At 64.0% G+C, this 20,269-nt stretch carries 19 protein-coding genes, 2 pseudogenes and 1 other annotated feature; of the genes and pseudogenes, 5 read left to right on the forward strand and 16 right to left on the reverse strand.

The genetic code is table 11. The annotated features are described in order from the left end of the window. Positions 1 to 35: 35 nt before the first annotated feature. The 3 genes from ACH5N8_RS10175 to ACH5N8_RS10185 form a co-directional block, all read right to left on the reverse strand. Positions 36 to 548, reverse strand: a complete 513-nt coding sequence (locus ACH5N8_RS10175; protein ID WP_483281217.1) for an SOUL family heme-binding protein — start codon at positions 546 to 548, stop codon at positions 36 to 38. An 85-nt stretch (positions 549 to 633) separates the two neighbouring features. Next, the gene (locus ACH5N8_RS10180) at positions 634 to 1,716 is read right to left on the reverse strand and encodes a DUF3080 family protein (RefSeq protein WP_483281218.1); all 1,083 of its coding nucleotides are present in this window, start codon (positions 1,714 to 1,716) and stop codon (positions 634 to 636) included. Between the two features lie 89 nt (positions 1,717 to 1,805). Further along, a complete protein-coding gene (locus ACH5N8_RS10185; RefSeq protein ID WP_483281219.1) occupies positions 1,806 to 2,546 on the reverse strand; it encodes an SDR family NAD(P)-dependent oxidoreductase in 741 nt (246 codons plus the stop codon). A 252-nt stretch (positions 2,547 to 2,798) separates the two neighbouring features. On the opposite strand from ACH5N8_RS10185, the pseudogene ACH5N8_RS10190 reads away from it, so the two are divergent. Beyond that, positions 2,799 to 3,005, forward strand: a pseudogene (locus ACH5N8_RS10190) (hypothetical protein); the annotation flags it as partial. A 92-nt stretch (positions 3,006 to 3,097) separates the two neighbouring features. Here ACH5N8_RS10190 and ACH5N8_RS10195 read toward each other — a convergent pair. After that, positions 3,098 to 4,288: an acetyltransferase domain-containing protein gene (locus tag ACH5N8_RS10195; RefSeq protein ID WP_483281220.1), complete on the reverse strand. Its 1,191-nt coding sequence runs from the start codon at positions 4,286 to 4,288 to the stop codon at positions 3,098 to 3,100. 298 nt (positions 4,289 to 4,586) lie between these two features. Between ACH5N8_RS10195 and ACH5N8_RS10200 the strand changes: the two genes are divergently transcribed. Then, positions 4,587 to 5,096: a hypothetical protein gene (locus ACH5N8_RS10200; protein ID WP_483281221.1), complete on the forward strand. Its 510-nt coding sequence runs from the start codon at positions 4,587 to 4,589 to the stop codon at positions 5,094 to 5,096. 219 nt (positions 5,097 to 5,315) lie between these two features. Continuing rightward, on the forward strand, positions 5,316 to 6,890 hold the full coding sequence (locus ACH5N8_RS10205; protein WP_483281222.1) for an alpha/beta hydrolase: 1,575 nt from the start codon (positions 5,316 to 5,318) through the stop codon (positions 6,888 to 6,890). Positions 6,891 to 7,239: 349 nt separating this feature from the next. On the opposite strand, the gene ACH5N8_RS10210 is transcribed toward ACH5N8_RS10205, so the two are convergent. The 7 genes from ACH5N8_RS10210 to ACH5N8_RS10240 form a co-directional block, all read right to left on the reverse strand. Further along, complete coding sequence (locus tag ACH5N8_RS10210) at positions 7,240 to 8,343, reverse strand: cytochrome-c peroxidase (RefSeq protein WP_483281223.1); 1,104 nt, start codon at positions 8,341 to 8,343, stop codon at positions 7,240 to 7,242. A gap of 391 nt (positions 8,344 to 8,734) precedes the next feature. Beyond that, positions 8,735 to 9,340, reverse strand: a complete 606-nt coding sequence (locus ACH5N8_RS10215) for an IMPACT family protein (RefSeq protein WP_483281224.1) — start codon at positions 9,338 to 9,340, stop codon at positions 8,735 to 8,737. Between the two features lie 114 nt (positions 9,341 to 9,454). Then, positions 9,455 to 11,134: a potassium channel family protein gene (locus tag ACH5N8_RS10220; protein WP_483281225.1), complete on the reverse strand. Its 1,680-nt coding sequence runs from the start codon at positions 11,132 to 11,134 to the stop codon at positions 9,455 to 9,457. Between the two features lie 13 nt (positions 11,135 to 11,147). Further along, positions 11,148 to 11,822: a DUF6394 family protein gene (locus tag ACH5N8_RS10225; RefSeq protein ID WP_483281226.1), complete on the reverse strand. Its 675-nt coding sequence runs from the start codon at positions 11,820 to 11,822 to the stop codon at positions 11,148 to 11,150. 11 nt (positions 11,823 to 11,833) lie between these two features. Beyond that, the gene (locus ACH5N8_RS10230; protein WP_483281227.1) at positions 11,834 to 11,956 is read right to left on the reverse strand and encodes a hypothetical protein; all 123 of its coding nucleotides are present in this window, start codon (positions 11,954 to 11,956) and stop codon (positions 11,834 to 11,836) included. Between the two features lie 27 nt (positions 11,957 to 11,983). After that, positions 11,984 to 13,522: a mechanosensitive ion channel family protein gene (locus tag ACH5N8_RS10235; protein WP_483281228.1), complete on the reverse strand. Its 1,539-nt coding sequence runs from the start codon at positions 13,520 to 13,522 to the stop codon at positions 11,984 to 11,986. Between the two features lie 232 nt (positions 13,523 to 13,754). Next, positions 13,755 to 14,513: a hypothetical protein gene (locus ACH5N8_RS10240; protein WP_483281229.1), complete on the reverse strand. Its 759-nt coding sequence runs from the start codon at positions 14,511 to 14,513 to the stop codon at positions 13,755 to 13,757. A gap of 71 nt (positions 14,514 to 14,584) precedes the next feature. Between ACH5N8_RS10240 and ACH5N8_RS10245 the strand changes: the two genes are divergently transcribed. Then, complete coding sequence (locus tag ACH5N8_RS10245) at positions 14,585 to 14,884, forward strand: transposase (protein ID WP_483281230.1); 300 nt, start codon at positions 14,585 to 14,587, stop codon at positions 14,882 to 14,884. A gap of 47 nt (positions 14,885 to 14,931) precedes the next feature. Further along, positions 14,932 to 15,153: an IS3 family transposase gene (locus tag ACH5N8_RS10250; protein WP_483283181.1), complete on the forward strand. Its 222-nt coding sequence runs from the start codon at positions 14,932 to 14,934 to the stop codon at positions 15,151 to 15,153. On the opposite strand, the gene ACH5N8_RS10255 is transcribed toward ACH5N8_RS10250, so the two are convergent. The 5 genes and pseudogenes from ACH5N8_RS10255 to ACH5N8_RS10275 form a co-directional block, all read right to left on the reverse strand. Further along, positions 15,150 to 16,381 (reverse strand): IS3 family transposase gene (locus ACH5N8_RS10255; protein ID WP_483281177.1). Its coding sequence is split into 2 segments (ribosomal slippage): positions 15,150 to 16,090 and positions 16,090 to 16,381, totalling 1,233 coding nucleotides; the frame shifts between segments, so codons are not numbered across the junction. The genes ACH5N8_RS10250 and ACH5N8_RS10255 overlap by 4 nt on opposite strands. After that, positions 15,987 to 16,103 (reverse strand) — a sequence feature (AL1L pseudoknot). It overlaps the preceding gene by 117 nt. A 51-nt stretch (positions 16,382 to 16,432) precedes the next feature. Beyond that, positions 16,433 to 17,425, reverse strand: a pseudogene (locus tag ACH5N8_RS10260) (IS5 family transposase); the annotation flags it as partial. 378 nt (positions 17,426 to 17,803) lie between these two features. Continuing rightward, positions 17,804 to 18,526 (reverse strand): hypothetical protein, encoded by a 723-nt coding sequence (locus ACH5N8_RS10265; RefSeq protein ID WP_460028036.1) that lies wholly within the window; start codon positions 18,524 to 18,526, stop codon positions 17,804 to 17,806. After that, a complete protein-coding gene (locus ACH5N8_RS10270; protein WP_483281231.1) occupies positions 18,523 to 19,278 on the reverse strand; it encodes a type III pantothenate kinase in 756 nt (251 codons plus the stop codon). The genes ACH5N8_RS10265 and ACH5N8_RS10270 overlap by 4 nt, the downstream gene beginning before the upstream one ends. Next, positions 19,275 to 20,267, reverse strand: a complete 993-nt coding sequence (locus ACH5N8_RS10275) for a biotin--[acetyl-CoA-carboxylase] ligase (protein WP_483281232.1) — start codon at positions 20,265 to 20,267, stop codon at positions 19,275 to 19,277. Before ACH5N8_RS10275 ends, ACH5N8_RS10270 begins: the two co-directional genes overlap by 4 nt. Between the last annotated feature and the right edge of the window lie 2 nt (positions 20,268 to 20,269).

Here is a 20,269-nt window from a genome sequence, read left to right on the forward strand (position 1 = left end):
CTTGAATCCGACCCGGGCGGGAGAGCCGATCCCCGTTACTCGAGCGCCACCATCACCTCATTGCGGCGGAGGTATGGCAAGGTCCATGGCGGGTCATAGAAGGCGTAAACGGGTGATCCGACCGCTTTCCAGTGGCGGGACCGGACTAACGCCAGGATCTGCCCGGCGTTCGTCGTGAGGCTGTCTTCGCCTGCCGCTCCGGAAAAACGAATGACGGCAAACCGGGCCGCACCCAGTGCGACGAGGCTCACCCTGGCATCATTAGGTCTGGGCAAGTCAACCAGCCGCTTGTCTGCCGGCATGATGAAACGCACCCGCCAAAGGTTGCCAACGCCGCCCTGCAGGACGGGGGCAGTCATCGCCACCTTTTCCGAGGATCGATTGTTGCCGAATATGTAATCCGCGATGATCCGGAAACCGGCTTGAATGGCTTGCCTGCGCTCGCCGGCGACGTCGGTCTCGGCCACGATCATCGGCGGATAATCGCGCAATTCGATATTGCCGTGCCGTTCCACGACAACATGTCTGGGGTGTTCAATCTGACGCATCACCGTCTTTCCCGGGCAACCGCCCCATCGGGAACATCACAGAGCCATGGGCTCCCATTATCGCCATGCCCGTTGCCATGGCGCATCAACGTTCCGTCGCCGTGGGCATCAGTTCGCATTGCTTCAGTACGTGTTGCCAGGCCCGGGTATGTCGCGCAATGTCCTGATTGAAACGTATCCAGAGACTGTTCGGGGTGTCGGGATTGAGCGTTGCATCATAGAAGGCCTGAAAGGCAGGAGGCGGCGGGACTTTCTGAGCCTCCAGCACTTCGTGGAGCGCCTCGAAAAGTGGTCGGGCGGTGGTGTGCAGCAGGCTCAGATACGGCTGTACCTCACCGATGTAGTATTTCCGGAATACATTGAAAAGATACTCGCCACGCGGAGTCTTGTGGCCAGCTGGACATAGCCGGTCCTGGCTGGCTACCGTTTCCAGCACGTCGGTACCGCGCGCCAAATAGGCTCGACCTTGCGCCATGCCTTGCAACAACGGCCCGACCAGTTTCCCCGACTGGATCACGAAATACCTGGACTCCAACGGCGTGGCATCGATGGCCTCGTCATCGGACTCGAGGGTCTGGCCAATCCGGGCAATGAAACCCAGGGCGCCGGTCAGCTCGGCGCTGGTTGGCTCTGCTCCCCGGGCGAGCGGCTCCGCGGCCGTATTCAGCAGAACCCGGAACTCGGGGCTGGCGAAGGTGGCATTCCAAAACACGGCAGGCAGGTTGGCACGCTTGCGGATCTCGATTTGCTGAACGGTGGTGATGAACTCCTCGTCCCGTTTCTGGGATCGCTCGAGGTCATGCAGGCAGCTTTTCACTTGGCGGTGAAAGCGCAACTCATAGAGCAGCCTTGCTGTCGCCGATTGCACCTTGCCCAGAGAGCTGTTGCGGGCGCTCACCTCGCCCAGCAGATGACATTGTCCCAAGCCCAGGAAGGTACCGAAACCGACCCGCATATCGTCCAGCGGAAGCAGGAGTTCACGTGGCCGCGGATAGGCTGGGATGGCCGCGGCGGGTACATCAGCGCCGGGCGCAACGCCGGTGACGTTCGACATGCGTTCCAGCAGACGTTCGAACATGACGTCAGGTGCATCACCATCGCCACAGCCGCCGAGCAAGGACACGCCGAGCAGCAAAGACCGGTAAACGGGCCGCATCGGATATGTCATGGGGCGATGTCGACAGGCCCGGCAAGATATCCGAGCGGGCGGCATCAGCCATGGGGCGGATATTCCATCAGCGGCATGGTCGGACGCTCCTATTTGACGAGAGGCCGAATCGCGCTGAAGCCCCCGTCCAGATTCCAAACCTGCCCGGTTACCCGAGCCGCGGCAGCCGACAGTAGCCACGTCATCAGTTCGGCCAGATCCTCGACCGCTCCTATGCCGGGCAGTGGATATTGCCTGGCGGCGATCTCCCGGAGGGCGGGACTGGCCAGCAGCCCCTGCGTGGCCGGCGTTTCCAAGATTCCCGAGGCAACGGCATTGATACGAATACCGGCCGGAGCATAGGTCGCGGCCGCCGACCGCACCAGGCCCTCAAGGCCTGCCTTGGAGGCGGCAACGGCCTCATGGTTGGCGGTACCGACTTGTGCGGCAGCGGATGACACCAGGACGGCCGCACCCGCTGAACCCTGTTCGCGCAAGGCCCCGACAAACGCCGCGAGAGTGTAAAACGCGCTCACGAGATTCGCGTTCAGGCAGCTGAGGAAATCGTCCTCTTTCATGCGATGCAAGGCTCCCAGCCGAATGTTGCCAGCACAGTGCACGAGTGCCGTGGGAAGTCTCTGGTGGGCTTTCGCCACCTGCAAGAGCCGTTGCGCTCCCGACGACGTGCTGCAATCCGCCTCGATCTGCAGGTGCCTGTCACCGTAGACGTCCACCAGGCGACGGCCGGATCGACTGGCGACGATCACAAACCAATCGTCTCGGCTCAAGCGTCGGGTGATGGCCTGCCCCAGGCCGCCCGCCGCACCTGTCACCAGAACAATTTTCTCCATACCCCAAGTCTCCAATGATTTCCCCGGGATGTTGTTGATTCCGTGCCGGCCATCTGAACAGAAAATGGCCTTCCCGGGCCCGATGCCATCGTCAAAGGCGTAAACCCAAGAAAATCGGGCCACCAGGCCTCATGGCGGACCCCATCGCCATTCATAAGCGGTGGATAGCGACCCTGAGACAACGAATCGGCTCCTTCGTGCCACTTGAAGCCCCGAGTGGCGAACAATTCGTGCGCACCCGGCTGGTGCCCCGCGTTGGGCGATGCGCTGCAGGCGGTGATGTGTGGGGCCGGGCACAACCTGCGCCTGATCCTGGCCGCGCTGCGGCTGTTATGCGCCCGCTTTTCGCCGTGCTTGGCATGCCCGCCTGGCAAGAACCGTGTCGTGAAGCTGGCTTCCGACGTCAAGTGCTCGGGGTTATCGCCAGCCGTCAGTAGCAGCTACGCGGCCGATCCATAACCGATGGAGTTTCGCGCCATCAGGTCGTGCGCCAATTCCTGCGCCCGCTAAAAATGGGGGGATTACCGCGGACCTCCACTTTGGCATGCCTGTCACAACAGGCGCACCCAGCCCCCGGGGTGCGTCCGTCGGATGCCGGCATACCCGCGGCAAAGCGGGTACAGGCTCAACACGATGACGGCGGTGGCGAGATAGACGATGAGCAGGCCGAAGCCATGATCGGACGGTTGCGGCAGTCGGGCGGTCACGAAGGGCCAGCCGAATTGCCATCCCGCCTCGCCGTAGCGGCCTAGGTCCACCAGCGTGGCCAGGGCATGGATCAGCGGCAGGTGCAGCAGGTAGAAGAACAGCGGCACCTGTCCGAACACATTGAGCGGTTGCAGCCAGCGTGGGACTGGCCGGTCCAGCGCCGCCAGCAGGAGCAGGCCCGGTCCCAGCGTCATCAGCAGGTACTGCAGGGACGGCGGATACTTGCTGCAGTTGAGAAAGGCCAGCAGCGTGAGCCCATCGCTCGCCTGCGGGGTCCAGGCGACCGGCTCGCCGTACAGGTTTCCCGCCCGCAGCCAGACGAACGCCAGGGTCAGCCCCCAGCCCCAGCGCATCAGCCACTGGCGCCGGGCGGGCGCTTCCCGGCACCAGACGGGGCCGCAGCCGAACCCGGCCGCCATCAGGCCAATCCAGGGGATGAGCGGGTACAGCGCCACGAACCGCACACCGGGCACGATTTCGAAGCTGCCCCCGGCATGCAGGATGCGCCAGAGCCAGCCCAGCGACCCGAAGAACTCCGGGGTGAGGCCATCGAACAGGTGATGGGACACCATCATCAGCAAGCCTGCCGCCAGCAGGTGAGGGGGCCGCAGGCGGATCAGCGGCGCCAGGGCGAGCATGCACCAGCCGATGGCCCACAGCACTCCGCCGACCAGCCGGTGCAGGTCCAGGGAAAAGGTCCAGCCCAGCCACCGCACCCAGGTCAGGTCCAGGAGGATCAGCAGCAGGCCACGTTGCCAGAGCAACCGGGCCTGAGCCTGATGGTCGCCGCGACGGGCCAGCGACAGATAGGCGCTGACCCCCGCGAGGAAGATGAACAGTGGCGCGCAGAGGTGCGTGATCCAGCGGGTCAGGAACAGCGCCGGCGTGGTCTGGGCCAGGTTCAGGGGATCGATGTCGGCCTGACTGAAATAGTCCCGGGTATGGTCGAGTGCCATCAGGAGCATGATCAGGCCCCGTGCCAGGTCGATGGCGACGATGCGGCGGTCGAAGGGTGCGGAAGCTGCCATCGTCATGCAGCCCTGTCGGTTCCCTGGGCGAACGGGTGCTTCATGTCATTGCGCCTGGCCGGCGCTCGACCATGGTCATTGCTGCCGGGCTTGCCCCCGACGCCGGGTCGATAGCCGCTACATGGGGTCATGTTCATCGCTCCCGAGATGGCTCTGAAATGATTGTCATACCGGTATCATTCGGATCAGGGTACCGTCAAGGCGGTGCATCGCTTGCCCGGCAGGTTCTGGCCCGTGCGGGCCCAACGCCACCGGAACAGCGCCTCGCCGAGTCGCACCCCCGTCACGCATCAGGAAGCCCGACATGAAGCCGATCGACAAACCCACGCCCGCCGGACTGCGCGAGGCGCTGAACCGGATTCGCCAGGGGCCGGATCCGCTGGCAGCCCGGTTGCTCATCCAGCATGTCCACCAGCGACTGCAACGGCAGGACCCCTTGGATCCGGAGGCGTTGGCCTACCTTCAGCTGGCGTTTGGCCGGCTGGCCGAGGCCGGGATGGATCCCGCAGCGGCGCTGGGTCTTGGTTCGCCACAACCGAGTCAATCCTCCGGCACGGCCGGACTACGAGAGCAGGGCATTGCCCTGATCGTGGAATATCAGCAGCGGTTCGATCCGTATCGCGGCGCCAGGAAGCGTGCTTACCTGATTGCCGCGGAGCGCTTTGGCATCTCCGGCCGTCATGCAGCGGACATTCACGCCGCCCAGCAGGCCTGGCTGAATGGCTTGTCGGACGAGGAACTCCGGCACCGCTTGGCCATGCTTCAGGCCGGGGGCGCGCCGGCAACCGCCGCTGTACGCGACGCCGACAGGTAACAGCCGCGCCGTCCGACCGGTACCGGGTCCGGGCAGCCTCGCGCCTGCGCGTGCCAGCCCGGGGTCTTGCGACTGGCGTATTCAGCGCGGACTCTCTATGGTCAGTCGTAAAGACAGGATGTGCCAAACACTGATTTTCCAGGAATTCCCGATGTCCGGCAGCAAGGGCGGGTAGGTTTCACTGTCCTTGCAATGGCCCAAACCCAGGAGCTGTCATCGATGCTGAAAACCATGCCTCGCAAGCTCATCGCCGAGTTGATCCTTTACGGCAGCGCTTTTCTGGCCATTGCCGGCGTTCCCCCTCACGTGAACTGGGCGCCCTGCGGGGAGGGACGCTTCTGCGCTACCGTTCCCGTGCCGCGGGATTATGCGAAGCCCAAGGGACCGCAACTGGAACTCGCGGTCGTCAAGTTGCCCGCCGCCCGCCCCGAACAGCGGATTGGCTCGCTCTTCATCAATTTCGGTGGTCCTGGCGCACCCGCAGTGGAAACGCTGAAAAGAATCGGCAAAACCGAGTTTGCCAGACTGAACGAGCGTTTCGATCTGATCGGCTTCGACCCGCGCGGCGTGGGCGAGAGTCGCCCCGCCATCGATTGCCAGGCCCACGAGGGGAAACAGGCGCCGTTCCTGACCCCGCTCAACATCGATCGGCACAGCTGGATGGCCGACGCCAAAGCAGTTGCGACAGCTTGTCTCCGGGCTAATCCCGGGATTCTTGGCTACGTGACGACAGCCAATGTGGCCCGCGATCTCGACCGGCTCCGCGCGGCGGTTGGCGACGAGCGGCTTTCCTATCTGGGCTTCTCCTATGGCACGTACCTTGGCGCTACCTATGCCAGTTTGTTTCCCGGGCGCTACCGGGCCATGGTACTGGATGGCGTCCTTGCCGCGACGACGTATGCCCGGCATCCCATAGCGACGGGCATGGCACAAATGAGCGGTTTCGAGCAGGCGCTGGATCGTTTCCTTTCCGCCTGCGCTGCGGATCAGGTGGCCTGCGCGGGGTTTGGTGGGGACGATCCGGGCATGGCCTTCGATTGGTTGGTCGCCCAGGCAAACCGCCTGCCCGTGCCTGCGCACGGGGACAATCCTGCGCCCGTGGACGGTGACGATCTCCTCATGGCGACGTCGCAAGCCCTCTATACCAAGCAGACCTGGCCACTGTTGGCCCGGGCACTCGCTACCGCCAGCCGGGGTGACGGCACCCTGGCGAGGGAATTGGCCGACATCGCCTATGGGCGCAATCCGGACGGCACGTATGACCCGATGCTGGACCGGTACTTTGCCATCACCGCGGTCGATGAGCGCTGGCCCCGCCAGACGCGTGTCTATGAGCGCGCCGGGCATGACGCCTGGTCCTCCTTCCGACGCTTCTGGTGGGGGGTTGGCTACAGCAATCTGCAGTACCGCTACTACCCCGTCGCACCGCGCCGGGCCTATCGCGGACCGTTCCGCGCCACCTCTGCCAGTCCGACCATCCTGGTGGTAGGGACAACGTATGATCCGGCCACACCCTACCCGGATGCGCTCATGCTCACCCATGAATTGGGCAATGCCCGGCTGTTGACGGTGACGGGCGATGGTCACTGCGCCTACCGGCAGGGCAACTCCGCCTGTATCGCGTCCGCGGTGGAAGACTACCTCATCAGCGGCCAAGTACCTCCCGAGGGCAAGCGTTGCCGGCAGGACGCTGCCTTTGCGCAACCGCTGCCCACGGTGCAAGGCCAGGCAGCATCACGGACGAACTGGGAGAACCTGGATTTTCTGAGGGTATACCTGAGGGCTATCAGGTAGGCAGAAACCCCTCTTGTGGAACGCCGAGATCATCCACCGGCGCAGCAGCCGTCTCACGGGACGATCGACAAGGCACGGTCCGCCATGGCGACCCTGGAGGGCTTCAGTCGCGGGACGTGCGGCTGTGGTGGCCCGCCCCCTGCTGCCCGGTGGCGTATCGCTCAGCCGCATGGTTCCCGAGGCACGCGATATCGGTTTGCAAGGCCTGCATATCGCAGGGGGCATGAAGATCAACAGCCGCACCGGCGGCAACGAGGGCCAGCCGGCGCCCGCTCGTCATGTGCGGTGCTCCGGGCCTCACATGCCCGGCCGCGCGGGGCGGGGGGAGTTTTGTCACCCCTAGCAGGCCTCAGGGCGGCAGGCTGGAAAAGCCCTGCGGCGCCAGGACGGGCTCGGTGGCGAAATCCTTGGGCAACTCTCCCGTCAGCGTGTCCAGGAAAGCCACCAGCGCGGCGACTTCCTGATCGGTGAGATCCTTGCCAAGCTGTACTTTGCCCATGACGCGTACCGCTTGCGGCAGCGTGGCCACGGAGCCGTCATGGAAATACGGCGGAGTCATGGCGACATTGCGGAGACTCGGCACCTTGAAGCGATACTTGTCGGCGGGTTCCCCGGTATCCGTGAAACGGCCCTCATCGATCGGCTGGCTACCCGTCCGCTTCCAGTAATCCTCGAACACGCCGAAGGTCTGAAAAGACGAACCGCCGATCCCTATGCCGTTGTGACAAGCCGCGCAGCCGAGGTCGATGAAGGTCTTCAAACCGTTTTGTGCTTGGGGCGGGAGTGCCTTGGCATCGCCCTGGAGATAGGCATCGAATGGCGATGGCGTCACCAGTGTGCGCTCGTAAGCCCCGATAGCCTTGCCCCAGTTCTCCGGTGTTACCGGCTCAGGATCGTTCGGGAAGGCTTGTCTGAATTCCGCCGCGTATCCCGGCAGCGCCTTGAGCTTCTGGATGACGGCCGCGACGTCGGGATTGCCAAAGCTGGTGCGGCCGGTCAGCGATTTCAGCGCCTGCTCCTCTACGTTCGCGCGGTCACCGATCCAGTGCGCCCTGAACTGAAGCGCGGCGTTCAGTACCGTGGGCGCATTGCGAGCGTTCAACCGATGTTCGACGCCGATCGATCTGGGCAGGGCATCGGTGCCGTACAGGGCCGGGCGGTGGCAGGTCGCGCAACTGACGGTACCGTCCAGGGACAGCCGTGAATCGAAAAACAGCTGTTTGCCCAGTGCCACCCGAGCGGCTGCGGCGGGAAACGCCTCGGTCCTCCTGTGCTCGGGCAGAGGTTGGAACATCTGCTTCGCGACAGCCGGCAATGGCGTATCCGGCTCCTGGGCCTGAGCCGTCAAGGCGAGCAAGGACACGGCCCAGGCGGTGCGCCGCGCCCGATGAGTCCAGGATGAAACGGGGCGATACCCGGAGCTGTCGTTGCAAGGCTTGAGTTGACGGTTCATGAGCTAATCCTCTCGAGAGCGGGGCGTGTGATTCCTCGGCCCCACCCGGAGACCGGTATCAGTACCCGGGAGCTCAAGGCAAGGTACCCCTTTGGGTGTGTGTGGAACCTGGCCGGACCAGAGCCCGTGCAAGGTTTCCAGCGAGAATGATACCGACCCCGCCCGATAGCGGATCAGCAGCAACTGCCGTGGCGTCGGAAAAATGGTTGGGGCGAGTCGCATGATTCGGTTTCAGCCGTTCACGTGTTGGTCGACGTTGGTAGCGAAGCTCAAGGCCACCTTGCCATTCTTCGGCACCGCTCGGGCACGATGCCGATCTCCCTCTCCGGACGATCCCAAAGCGGCCGGAGCGGGCCTTCATCGTCCAGTCCGCGCCCAGATGGTTGCAGGCTTATTTCACCGACGCCACGGTAGCCTGGCCCCGGGTGCTGTTCTGCAACTGCCTGATGAAGCTGTCAGCCTGATGTCGCAGGATTTGCACCTGAATGCGAAGGCCGTCCGCCGCGTAATTCTCCGCCCGCTCTTCCGCGTCGAAAGCATCCAGCAGTCGATAGAGGGCCCCGGTATGCTCGTAGGGCGCCTGAATGGCCAGGCGAACACGGGGTAAGACCTCGACGCATGCCGCCTGCCGCAGGGCTTCCGCGGCGACATGCCCATAGGCACGCATCAATCCCCCCGCGCCGAGCAACGTCCCCCCGAAGTAGCGGATGACGCCCACCACGGTATGGTCGAGTCCCTGACCCTCGATGGCGCGCAAGATTGGCTGACCGGCGGTGCCACTGGGTTCACCGCCATCGCTGAAGCGATACGCCTTGTCGATCTTGTAGGCCCAGCAGAGATGCGAGGCTTCTGCATGCTGCGTCAGCAAGCCTCGCAGAAACCCGTTCACCTGAGTGAGTTGGTCCACCCGCTGTGCATGAGCCAGAAAGACCGAGCCCTTGCTATCCTCCCGAAACGCGGCACTATCGGCCAGCGTGACAAATGCCTGATCATCCATCGCTCAGACCGTCTTGAACGCCTGCGAGCACGATTGCCGCGGTATCTTCATGCACTGTGCTGCCTGCCTGATATCAACATGCGCCACCCTTGGAAGACAAATTCCGGGGGAACCTTAAAACCGCCCCGCGAGCCAGCCGCCGGCGTGTTCCCGGCCGGTGAGAACGTAATCGAGAACATTAGCATTCTGCAGGGTGAGTTCGAGCCGGCGCTGGGTGTCGCTACCACCGGCGAACAGCAGCGCGTCGCCCGGTGCGAGAGGTGTTGCCGCATCCGGTGTCACGTGTCGCTCGCCTTCCCGTTCCAGCATCAGCGGCATGACCGCAAGCGCATGCTCCCGTTCAACGTTGTCGCGCAGCAGCTGGCCGAGGACGATTGCTGCCCCGCTCACCAGCGCCCGGTACACCGCCGGCGCTTCGCCAGCATTGAGGCACAACCCCCAGATTTCCGGCACGTGGCCCGAGCCGAGATACTCAAGGCGGCCGGCGAGCGTCTGGCACCAGGCTTCGCTGCTGCCGCGCACGAGATCCAGGAACCGTGTCAGCAAGGGTGTGGTCAGGGTGGCGATGCACTCCTGCGCGATGATACGCGGTGGCACCATGCAGAAATCGTCACGGAACGCATCGAAGAGCTGGCTGTTGGCGGTCTGGTTCTGGCGTGTCACGACGAACAGGCGGGGATTCAGCTTCTGGGCGGTCACCGCGATCGAGAGGTTGTTGATATCGCTGTCGCTGCCCGCGACGATGCCGTCCGCCGTATCGACGCCTGCCTCGCTCAGTGTCGCGGCCTCGGTACCAAGACCGCGCACCACGCAAATCCCCGCCGTCGCCACAGGTTCGGGATCGATCACGGTAAGTTCGATGCCGGTCGGCGCCAGATGCTGCACGATGGCCCGGCCAAAACGTCCGTAGCCGCAGATGATCCAGCGGCCGCGCGGTGGCAGGTGTGGGGGCGGCACCACGGAATCGGGCAGGCCGGTGAGGATCTCGATCAGCCGGTAGCGCTGTGGCGCCGCCACGGCCAGCGCTAGGTATTCGGCGAAACGCTCGAACGGATTGATGATGTGGTCTGTGCCGAATGACGCCATGTTCGCACCGAAGCGCGGCGTTCGGGCACAGGCAAGGACCGGGAGATGCGGATTCATCAAACGCGCGGCGATGGCGATACCGAGATTCGCCTGCTCGTCGTCGGTGAGCGCCAGTACGCCGCGGCACTTCGGGTGGCGGAGTCCGGCGAGCAGCAGTGTATCCGGAACCGACGCGTCTGCCGCGAGCGCCGGTACGTCGGTCTGAAATTCCCCCAAATCGAGCTCCTGCACGCGCAGTTCATCCTTCTCGAGGATCACGAACTTGCGGCCGTTGGCATCAAGGGTATGGCTGACCAGGCTGCCCGTTTCACCGGCACCGCAGATCAGGTAAAAGGGCTCGTGTGTACGTCGAACGCGGCGTGCGAAGCGGCTCATCACCAGCGCATTCTGCAGGCCCTTGTCCTGCAGACAGGCCAACAGCGTGACGATGACGAACGACCAACTGATCACCAACAGATAAATGCAGGCAGTGATCCAGATTCGCTGGGCATCGGAGAACCCGCTGGCTGGTTCCGTGTAACCGATGGTGGTGGCGGTGTAGGTGATGAAGTAGAAGGCATGAAAAAAATCCAGCGGCGGCGCCGGCTGGCCGCTGGTGTCCGCACCAGGAATGATCGTCAGCCCCAGCACGGCGATGGCATGGCTGACGATGACGAAAATGAGCGGCGCCCGCAGGCGCCGCAGGATGTGAAAGATGATGGTGTTCATGCCGGCTGCCGCGTCAGCGGCGCATCATCACGGTTTCGGCGATGAGAATGATGACGGATACGACGTTGGCGAACAGCGCTCCTCCCGAGAGCGAAAGCACGCTCGAGGTAGTGCTCACTGTCATCCCGGCGCCGGTCACGTGCACCGCCATGGCCCAGACGATTGCCGCGGCGATCAGCTGCAGGTCGGCGACGAGGCTCGTGGCGAGATGGATGGCGCCGATCTGCGTGCGATCGCCAAACTTGAGCACGGTGGCAATGAGGTTAACCGTGATGGCCGCAAACAGCTCATAGACATTGTGCAGTTCGGGGCGGGCGATGTCGCCGATGAAGAAACCGAAGTTCAGCGTCGCCGCCAGTAGAATGAAGAAACCGAAGATAACCTTTTCCAGATTCATGCGTTCTCCTGAGGTGCGGTTCCCAGCAAAGGTCTTGAGCGCCCGACTTTCTGTGTGAACGGGCTTGCCATCAAGGGTGCCATTCTCCCGAACGGGATCGTAACGCGGGTGCGCGCGGCATGGAATAAAGGTGGGATACAAGGCTATCGACTGAAGCAAGATGCCGGGGGCATGCCGCCCCTGATTTGCCCCCCACAAAGCCATCGCCAAATTCGCCGACCGCGACAACGACCGCGCGCTCGTGACCGGCGCAGCGGCGACGGCCTTCCAAGTGCCGATCAGCACGCGCATGTTCCCCCGCGTCAGGGCGGCGTCTGCTCGAAGGCGATCTGATGCTGTTCCGCCAGGCTGGCGATGGCGGCCAGGAGTTTCCCGTTTTTCCTCAGCTGCGTGGCGTCGTCAGGTGCGCGGATCGCATAGTCCACCAGAAGCTCATAGCCGTGTAGGCCGATCTAGGTCAGGGCCACCTTGACGGTATCGGCGATGACATCTTCATGCGCTTGCAGCAGAGCCTCGACGCTCGCCTGAAAGGCCCGCAGCTGTGACACCGGTGTGCTCAGCTTCAGGTGCAAGGTCCGCTTGATCCGCCACATCTTTCGCAGGGAGAGATTCTCCAGCGTATGACGGATGAGTTCGCTGCTGGGTACGATGATCAGTGTATTCTCCGGTGTCCGCAGCCGTGTGCTGCGGAAGCCGATATCCTCGACCCTGCCCTCGATGCCCGCGGTACGGATCGAATGACCAATCCGGAAGGGCTTTTCAAACATGATGATGAGCGAGCCGAACAGATTGGTCAGGGCTTGTTGGCCTGCCAAGGCCATTGCCAGACCGCCAATACCAAGTCCGGCGACCACGGAGTAAGCGGGTAGCCCCACCCGGTTGGCGCCCTCGATCAGGATGCCCAGCGCCAACGCCAGCGAGACCAGCCGACCGGCCAGGCGGATGAGCGGGCTATCGGTGCTGCCGCGACGGACGCGCTCATTGTTGATGAACCAGTCTGCGGTGAGGCGGCCAAGATCCCAGACCAGCCAGGTCAGCGCCAGGTAGAACAGGCCCGAGAGCGAGACCGCCATGGCTTCATAGAGGTTGGGCGTCACGCGCAGGATATCGCCCATGATGTAGAGCAGGGCCGGTGCCAAGAGCAGCAGGCTGAGGGCTGGCAGCAGGCCCAGCAGGCCCCCTGTATCACTCCGGTTCCGCCGCGCGCGCCGGCCGAGTCGCAGACAGAGCCAGAAGATGCCGAGTGCGCCGCCGCCAAGCATGACGATGCCGACCCAGCGCCACAGCGGCTGGCCGAACAGGCTGCGCATGGTCCACCCGGGTAGATCCAGCATCCAGCGTAGGGGGACCCATGCATGCAGGGTCATGGCCAGTCCGGTGGGGAAGCCGAACACGAAGTCGTACATGCCCGGTACATGGCCACCCTTGTAGGGTTGATCCTTGATCCGTTCGTAGAACGCGGGAATCTGTCGGACGGTCTCCTGGGTAAAGAGGTATTCGCCAGCCCGCGGGCCGGATTCGATGAGGCCAATGTGGATTTCCGATCCCGGCACGGTCCAGCGCTTGAACGTCCGGGATTGCATCGTCACGGCGTCAGGTGCGGCCGAGTCCGGTGGCAGCTCGATACGGTCAAGAATTTCCTTCAGCTGTATGGTCAGGCGCCAGGCCGTTTGCTCCAGGGTTGCCGGGGGCAGGGCGCTCAGGTCCAGGTACTTTGCACTGATGGCCCGTCCATGCTGGATGAGCTCGACCGTCTGCTGGTATTGCCGTTCGTCGGGGAACAACCGGCCTGATTGCAGGTAATGGGTGATGAAGCCGCCATCCCCCATCAGGCCGCCATAGCGTTCGTCCATGACGCGAATGAAACCCTGGAGTGTGCTGCGGGGGCTCGTCGTATCGGCGGGTTCCAGAACGTTGAAGACCTCCGCCGGCATGGCCGGAGCGATGTTGCCCGTTGTCAGCAGGCAAATCAGAACGGTGACCCTGCACAAGGCATGAAACCGCCGATTCGGCGCGCCACTGGCCCGATCGGGCCCGGCCGCGAGGCATGGCGCCGCCGGCGCCGGAAGTTGACCTGGGTTTTTCTGGTACATGCTTGGCGATCTTTCAGACTTGGGGATGGTGCAGGCTGAGCCCACGGTGGCAGGAAGCCGACCGGCGATGACGGCTGGCACTGCGAGGCTGTGCCCATGGGTCGGATGGCTGCTTGGGGCGCATGCCGTGTCATCGCACCGGCAGGGTCAGTGTCGGGCCTAGCGACTTGGCTGCGCCTGCCTGCAGGCGGAACAACTGCGCCAGCAGCAGGAAGGTCGACTTGGATTCCAGGTCGTTCCTGGCAAGGTAGTACCAGTGGTCTTGGTAAGGCGTAGCCAGGAACGCATTGCCGGGCCGCGCGTCGCTCTCGCAGATATGGAATAGCCTTCCGGCGGGCGTCAGGCCCCAGTCGAACGTTGTGCCATCGGCATTGCGCGTTACGGTCACCAACCCCTCCTGGCGATGAGCTTCCGGTACATCCACCCGGTGTGACAGGTAGAACAGGGTGCTCATCAGCGGCCGGCTCACAATATAGACCGTATCCGGCCGATGCTCGATGGCATCGGTTTCGACGTTGAACACCTGGCGCTGCGGATCCAGGCCCAGGATGGATTTGATCTGGCGGATGGTATCGGCATGCTCCGGTGTCGAGCGGATCCCGATCTTCGGCGTTTTCGTGGCGGGGTCCTGGCGCGCCTGGATCAGGTTATCGTCAGCCACGCTTTCAAAGAGATCGACCAGGTGATTCCATTCCGGATAGTGCTTGGGCGCTTTGGCTGGCGTCGGCCCCGAGGCTGTGGGCGTGTTGGCGATCCCGTTCAGGCTTTCCACGCACAGGCCAAAGACGCGCCGCACCGACCAGCCGGAGCCTGTCAGGGCCAGGATGGCGTCGATCGAGATCGGTGACAGCAGGCTCTTGACGAAGTCCTCGCCTTGCAGGGGCAACATGACCTGGCTAGACTAGCCCGGACACACAACCTCAAGTGAGATCATAAGAGAAGTCGAGGTCGTGTGTTGAAATGAACGAGAGAAAGCAGGCAAAAAGTTACACCGCTGAATTCAAGGAATCGGCGGTGAAGTTGGCGGTGGAGTCGAAGCGCCCGCTGGCGCAGACCGCCCGGGAGTTGGGGGTCAGCAAAGACACGTTGTACGGTTGGGTTCGGCAGTATCACGGGAAGCCTCAGCCGGATCAGGAGTCGGTGAACTCCGAGCACCTTTACGAGGAACTGAAGCGGCTGCGTCGAGAGGTGTCGATCCTGAAAGAGGAGCGCGACATCCTAAAAAAAGCGGCGGCGTACTTCGCGAAGCAGGCCACGTGAAGTAGGCCTTTATCCAAGCGCATCAAACGATGTTCTCGGTGGGCCGGATGTGCCGGATTTTCGAGGTTTCCCGGAGCGGGTTCTATGAATGGCTGAGCCGGCCTGAGAGCGCTCGCAAGCAAGCCGATCGGCAGCTGACAGAGGACCTCAAGCAGGTCTTCGAGGACAGTCGCCAAACCTACGGAACACGGCGTATCCAGGACGACTTGGACCCGCAGGGACAAGCGGGTCTGAACGGCCCCGGGTATCGAGGAGGCCAGTTGGTTTAAGTTGAGGCCGATGTGGCGGCCTCACTGGCGAGTTGCCGCCAGTAGTTTGCCTCAGCTTCTGCCGGAGGGATGCCCCCAATCGGCTTGAGCAGTCGGATGTGGTTGAACCAATGCACCCATTGCAGGGTGGCCAGTTCCACGGATTCCCTGGTTTTCCAGGGGCCCCGGCGGTGAATCCATTCGGCTTTGTACAGCCCGTTGATGGTCTCGGCCAGCGCGTTGTCGTAGGAGTCGCCCTTGCTCCCGACCGAGGGTCGGATGCCGGCTTCGGACAGGCGTTCCGTGTACCGAATGGACAGGTATTGCGACCCCCTGTCCGAATGGTGCACCAGGGCATTGGCAGCGGGCTGACGCTCGTACAGGGCCTGCTCCAGCGCATCAAGCACGAAGTCCGTCTGCATGGTGCGGCTGACGCGCCAGCCCACGATGCGCCGGGCAAACACGTCGACGACGAAGGCCACGTACAGCCAGCCCTGCCACGTGCTGACGTAGGTGAAGTCCGACACCCACAGTTGATTGGGACGCTCGGCCTTGAACACCCGATTGACCCGGTCCAGCGGGCACGGCGCTGCTGCATCTGGCGTGGTCGTGCGAACGCTCTTGCCTCGACGCGCGCCCTGCAGCCCCAGGCGCCTCATCAGCCGCTCGACCGTGCAACGCGCCACCCGGATGCCTTCGCGGTTCATCTGCAGCCAGACCTTGTCGGCACCGTAGACCTGCCAGTTGGCGTGCCACACGCGCTGGATGTCAGCCGCAAGGGCCTGGTCACGCTGGGCGCGGGCGCTGCGCAGTTCAGGCCGGCGCCGGCGGGCCGCGTGGCGCCAATAACACGACGGGGCCATCTGCAACACCTGGCAGATGGACTCGACCCCGAACATGTTGCGGTGCTGGTCGATGAAGCGCTTCAGCTCTTCAAACGGCGGTCGAGCTCCGCCTGGGCGAAAAACGCGCTGGCGGCCTTGAGGATGTCGTTGGCGCGGCGCAGCTCCTTGTTCTCACGCTCCAGTTGCTTGAGGCGTTCGCGCTCGCTGCTGCTCAGGCCATCACGCTGGCCGGCATCGACTTCCTCGCGCTTGACCCAGTCCAGCAGCGTCTGCGGCACGCAGCCAATCTTGGGCGCAATCGATTCCACGGCTGCCCACAGCGACGGGTAGTCGCCCCGGTGCTCTTGCACCATGCGCACAGCGCGCTCGCGCACCTCGGGTGAGAACTTTGTTGACTTGTTCATGGCTCCATCTTCTCAAGTGTTGGAGCCTCCTCAAAACCCGGGGCCGTTCATTCTGTCCATGAGAATGCTGGCCTGCTCAACTGTCTCCTCCAGCGTGTCACCATCCCATGGATTCCCCGGCATGGATCGGATACCGACCACGAGTCCTTCATTGAGTGTGGTGGCCACCGTCACCTTCACCCCAAATTCGTAAGGTGTCCGGGTTTTACCCTTGGAAATGCACTCAACCTCCGGAGCGTGCAGGGCATACAGCTTGTTCTTGTCTTTCCGCTGCTGGGTCAGAATCCGGTTGACGCGAGACAGCAGATCGCGAGCTCTGGCCTGATGGGCTTCCGGAATCTGGTCCAGGTTTCTCTGCACGTCGCGATACACCCGTCCGACCCGTGTCTTCAAGATCTTGACCGCCTTGTGCATCCGCTTGAACTGTTTGGCATGCGCGTAACGGCCAATCTGGGCCGCTATCCGTGGGGCTTCACGGTTGTAGTTTTGCCGCAGCGCAATGCCGTGTTCGTCAGCCAGCTTGACCAGATGTTGGCGGCTTCGCTCCAGGAGGCGGCTATCGGTGGGATGCGCGATGGCTTTCGGCATGACCGTGGTGTCAACGATCACCCGGTCAAAGCTGACGGCTTTTACCGCACCGATCTGCTGGGCGGCAGCCAGGGTGACCATCAACATGGACTCCACGCCTGCCTCTCCGATCCGCTGACGCCAGCAGGTCAGGCTGGAGCTATCCATGGGTGCTTCCGTCTGGAAGTAGATCTCGCCCGTGAAGTACTGGACGTAAGGATTCTCCGTCCAGGTGTTCACGATCTCTTCATCGGAACAGCCATAGGCGTGCTGCAGATAGAGCAAGCCAGCCACCAACCGGGGGGACAACGCCGGCCGCCCGGTCGTACTCGCAAAAGGGGCCCCGAAGGCGTTTTCGATCAACGTCCAGTCCATCACATCCGCGAGTTTCACCAGAGGATGCTTGAGGTTGATCATCTCGACCAACGGGTGTCTGAACAGATCTCCCGTTTGCAGTCCCGACGGCTTAGGTCCCATAAAAACCCCGACAGAATTTGCAAGAAAACAGGGCTCTATTATCTCAATTCTGGCAATTCCAGACCTTAAAAGATGGTCCTTTTATAAAGCAAATCAAAGGACTAAGAGTTATTCAGCTCGGACTACTTACTTTACCGTCAGTAAAGCCCGCCGAACCAGGCTGAAGCCCACTTCGTTCAAGACTTCGGTCAGCCATTTCTGAGCGGCCTGGGCATCCAATCCCAGGCCGACTCCAGGGCTTTGTTGCCTAGATTCTGCCGCGCCTCGTCGGGCCCGTCGCGCCTGCAACGGATCGTCGGGCCTCGCCACCACCCCTGCCTAGGACTTGTACGCTGTGCACTCGCCGCGAGACTCCTTTTTTGAGAACTGGCGGCGCCTCTACGGACAGCTCACCGGTCCCGGCATGGCGAGGGTCGGATCCTGCGAGTTCAGGGTTTGCACCGCCTCGTCCAGTTCCAGAGGCAGCCGGGTCCAGGGAATCCGCAGCCAGAAGACATCGCCGCGTACCAGGCGGGGAACCACATTGGCCGGCACGGCCTTTTCCATCAGCAGTTGCTGCTCCTTGATGGCCTCTTCCCGGGTCTTGTAGAGGCCCAGCGAGATGGCGCCCTCCAGGGGGCCGCGGTCGAACAGCCAGGTTTCGTGGATGCCCTGGTTCTGCAACATCTGCCGATTGGCGCGGGCCGCCTCCAGGGTGCCAGCCTTGGGATAGATCACCCACCAGCCATCCGGCACGTCGCCGGCGCGCACGATCACCTGGGCAGCGTCGGCCGTGGGTTTGAGCAGGGCCAGATGGTTTTCCGCCGTCTCGCGATCCTGCACCGGGCCGATTTCGAAGCAGCCCTTGGGGCTGGCGCCGCCGGGCAGGATGCCGGCATCGGTGCGCGACCCGTCGCCGGCGGGCGCCGCGTCACCGGGTGGTGGCAGGACCTCGAACTCGCCGGACGCCGGCAGGGATGACGGCGCCGCCAGCGTTTCCTCGCTGATCGCCACGTGCTGGTCGTTGAGTTCCCGGATCAGAGTGTCGCGCTGCTCCAGGCCGAACTTCCAGCCCAGGAACAGGAGGTTGATCACCACCAGAATGTAAAAGATTTTCTTCATGGAAGGGCTTCGGCCTCTGTCAGTAACCCGCGCAGCACGATGTGCTGGTCCAGTTGAAGCGGCTGCGCGACATGAGCCGCGATGGTGGCCGCATCGCCCCCCGTCATGACCAGCCGGAAGTCGGCGCCGGTGCTGGCGCGCAAGGTGGCCAGGGTCTTCTCGATCAGGCCGGCGCCGGCCATGATACAGCCCTGCCGCATGGCCGCCCCGGTGTCGCGCCCCAGCGTCAGGTCGGCCGCACCCGGCGGCCGCGGCACACTGAGGGCGCTGGCATGACGCTGCAGGGCCAGCGCCATGGTCCGGAGACCCGGGGCGATGAGTCCGCCCAGGTGTCGACCGTCGGCGGCCAGCGCGTCCAGGGTCATCGCCGTGCCGCAATCCACCAGGCAGGCTGGCAAGGGATGGTCCCGGTACAGCCCGAGGAGCCCCAGCCAGCGATCGACGCCCAGCCGGTCGGGCTCGGCATAGCCGTTGACGACCGGGCCGCAGCACGCCCGGCTGCGGGCGAATACCGGCGACAGCCGCCAATGCCGCTCGATCCAGGCATGCAGCAGGCGCGCCACCTCCGGCCCGGCGACATTGGACACGTGCACCGCCGCCGGCGCCGGCAGCCCGGCCCAGTGTGCATCGAGCCGCTCCGCGAGACCCTCGGCCTGCGAGGCGAACGGCAGGCCAGGCTCCAGCCGCCCGTGCCGATGACAGGCCCACTTGATGCGGGAATTGCCGGCATCGACTAGGAACCTGGCGGTCATCGGCCCGGTATCCGCAGGCGCAGGTCGCCGGAGGCAAACTGCCGCCGGTCGCCGCCGGCCTCCTCGAACAGCAGCAGGCCCTGATCCGTCACGTCCAGGATGCGCCCCTCGAAGCAGCGGTCGCCGATCTGCACGCTCGCGGCATGGCCGGCATGGACATGGCCGGCGCGCCACTCCGGCAGATAGGGTGCGAGGCCGTGGGACGGGTAGTCGCGCAACAGCGGCAGCAATTCATTCAGCAGCAGCGCCACCAGCCGGTTGCGGGCCGGCGGATGGCCGTCGCAGATCCGGCCGAGATCGGTCCAGGGCTGGTCGATGGTCGCCGCGGCGGTGCCCGGCAGGTGGCGATTCAGGCCCAGGCCGATGACCACCGCACACTGCCCATGGGCCTCGCCGACGACCTCCAGCAGGATGCCGCCGAGCTTGGCGACTCCCCAGAGGATGTCGTTCGGCCACTTCAGCCCGACGCCCGGCACGTTCGCCACCGCCAGCGCCCGCATGACGGCGACGCCCACGGCCAGGCTCAGGCCGGCGACCTGGGTGGGATCGTCGAAGCGCCACAGCAGCGACAGGTAGAGATTGGTGCCCAAGGGCGAAATCCAGTTCCGGCCGATGCGGCCGCGGCCGGCCGATTGATATTCCGCCAGGCAAACCAGCCCGGCCGGCGCATCGCCCCCCGCCCGCCGCAGCAGCTCGCTGTTGGTCGAGTCCAGATGGTCGTGGATGTCCAGCCCGGTGAGCAGATCCGCCGCCGTCCCGGACAGATCCGCCGCGATGCGCGCCGGCGACAGCCATTCCACCGGGGTCAGCAGGCGATAGCCGCGACCGGGCAGCGCCGCGACCTCCAGGCCCAGCGCCTGCAAGGCCTGGAGATGTTTCCAGACCGCCGCCCGGCTGACCCCCAGCATCTCCGCGAGCGCCGCGCCGGAATGGAAGCGGCCGTCCAGCAGCGCGTCCAGCAGCCGCTTGTCGCGGGCATCCAGCACCACGC

This window comes from Methyloparacoccus sp. NF-16, assembly GCF_056880625.1.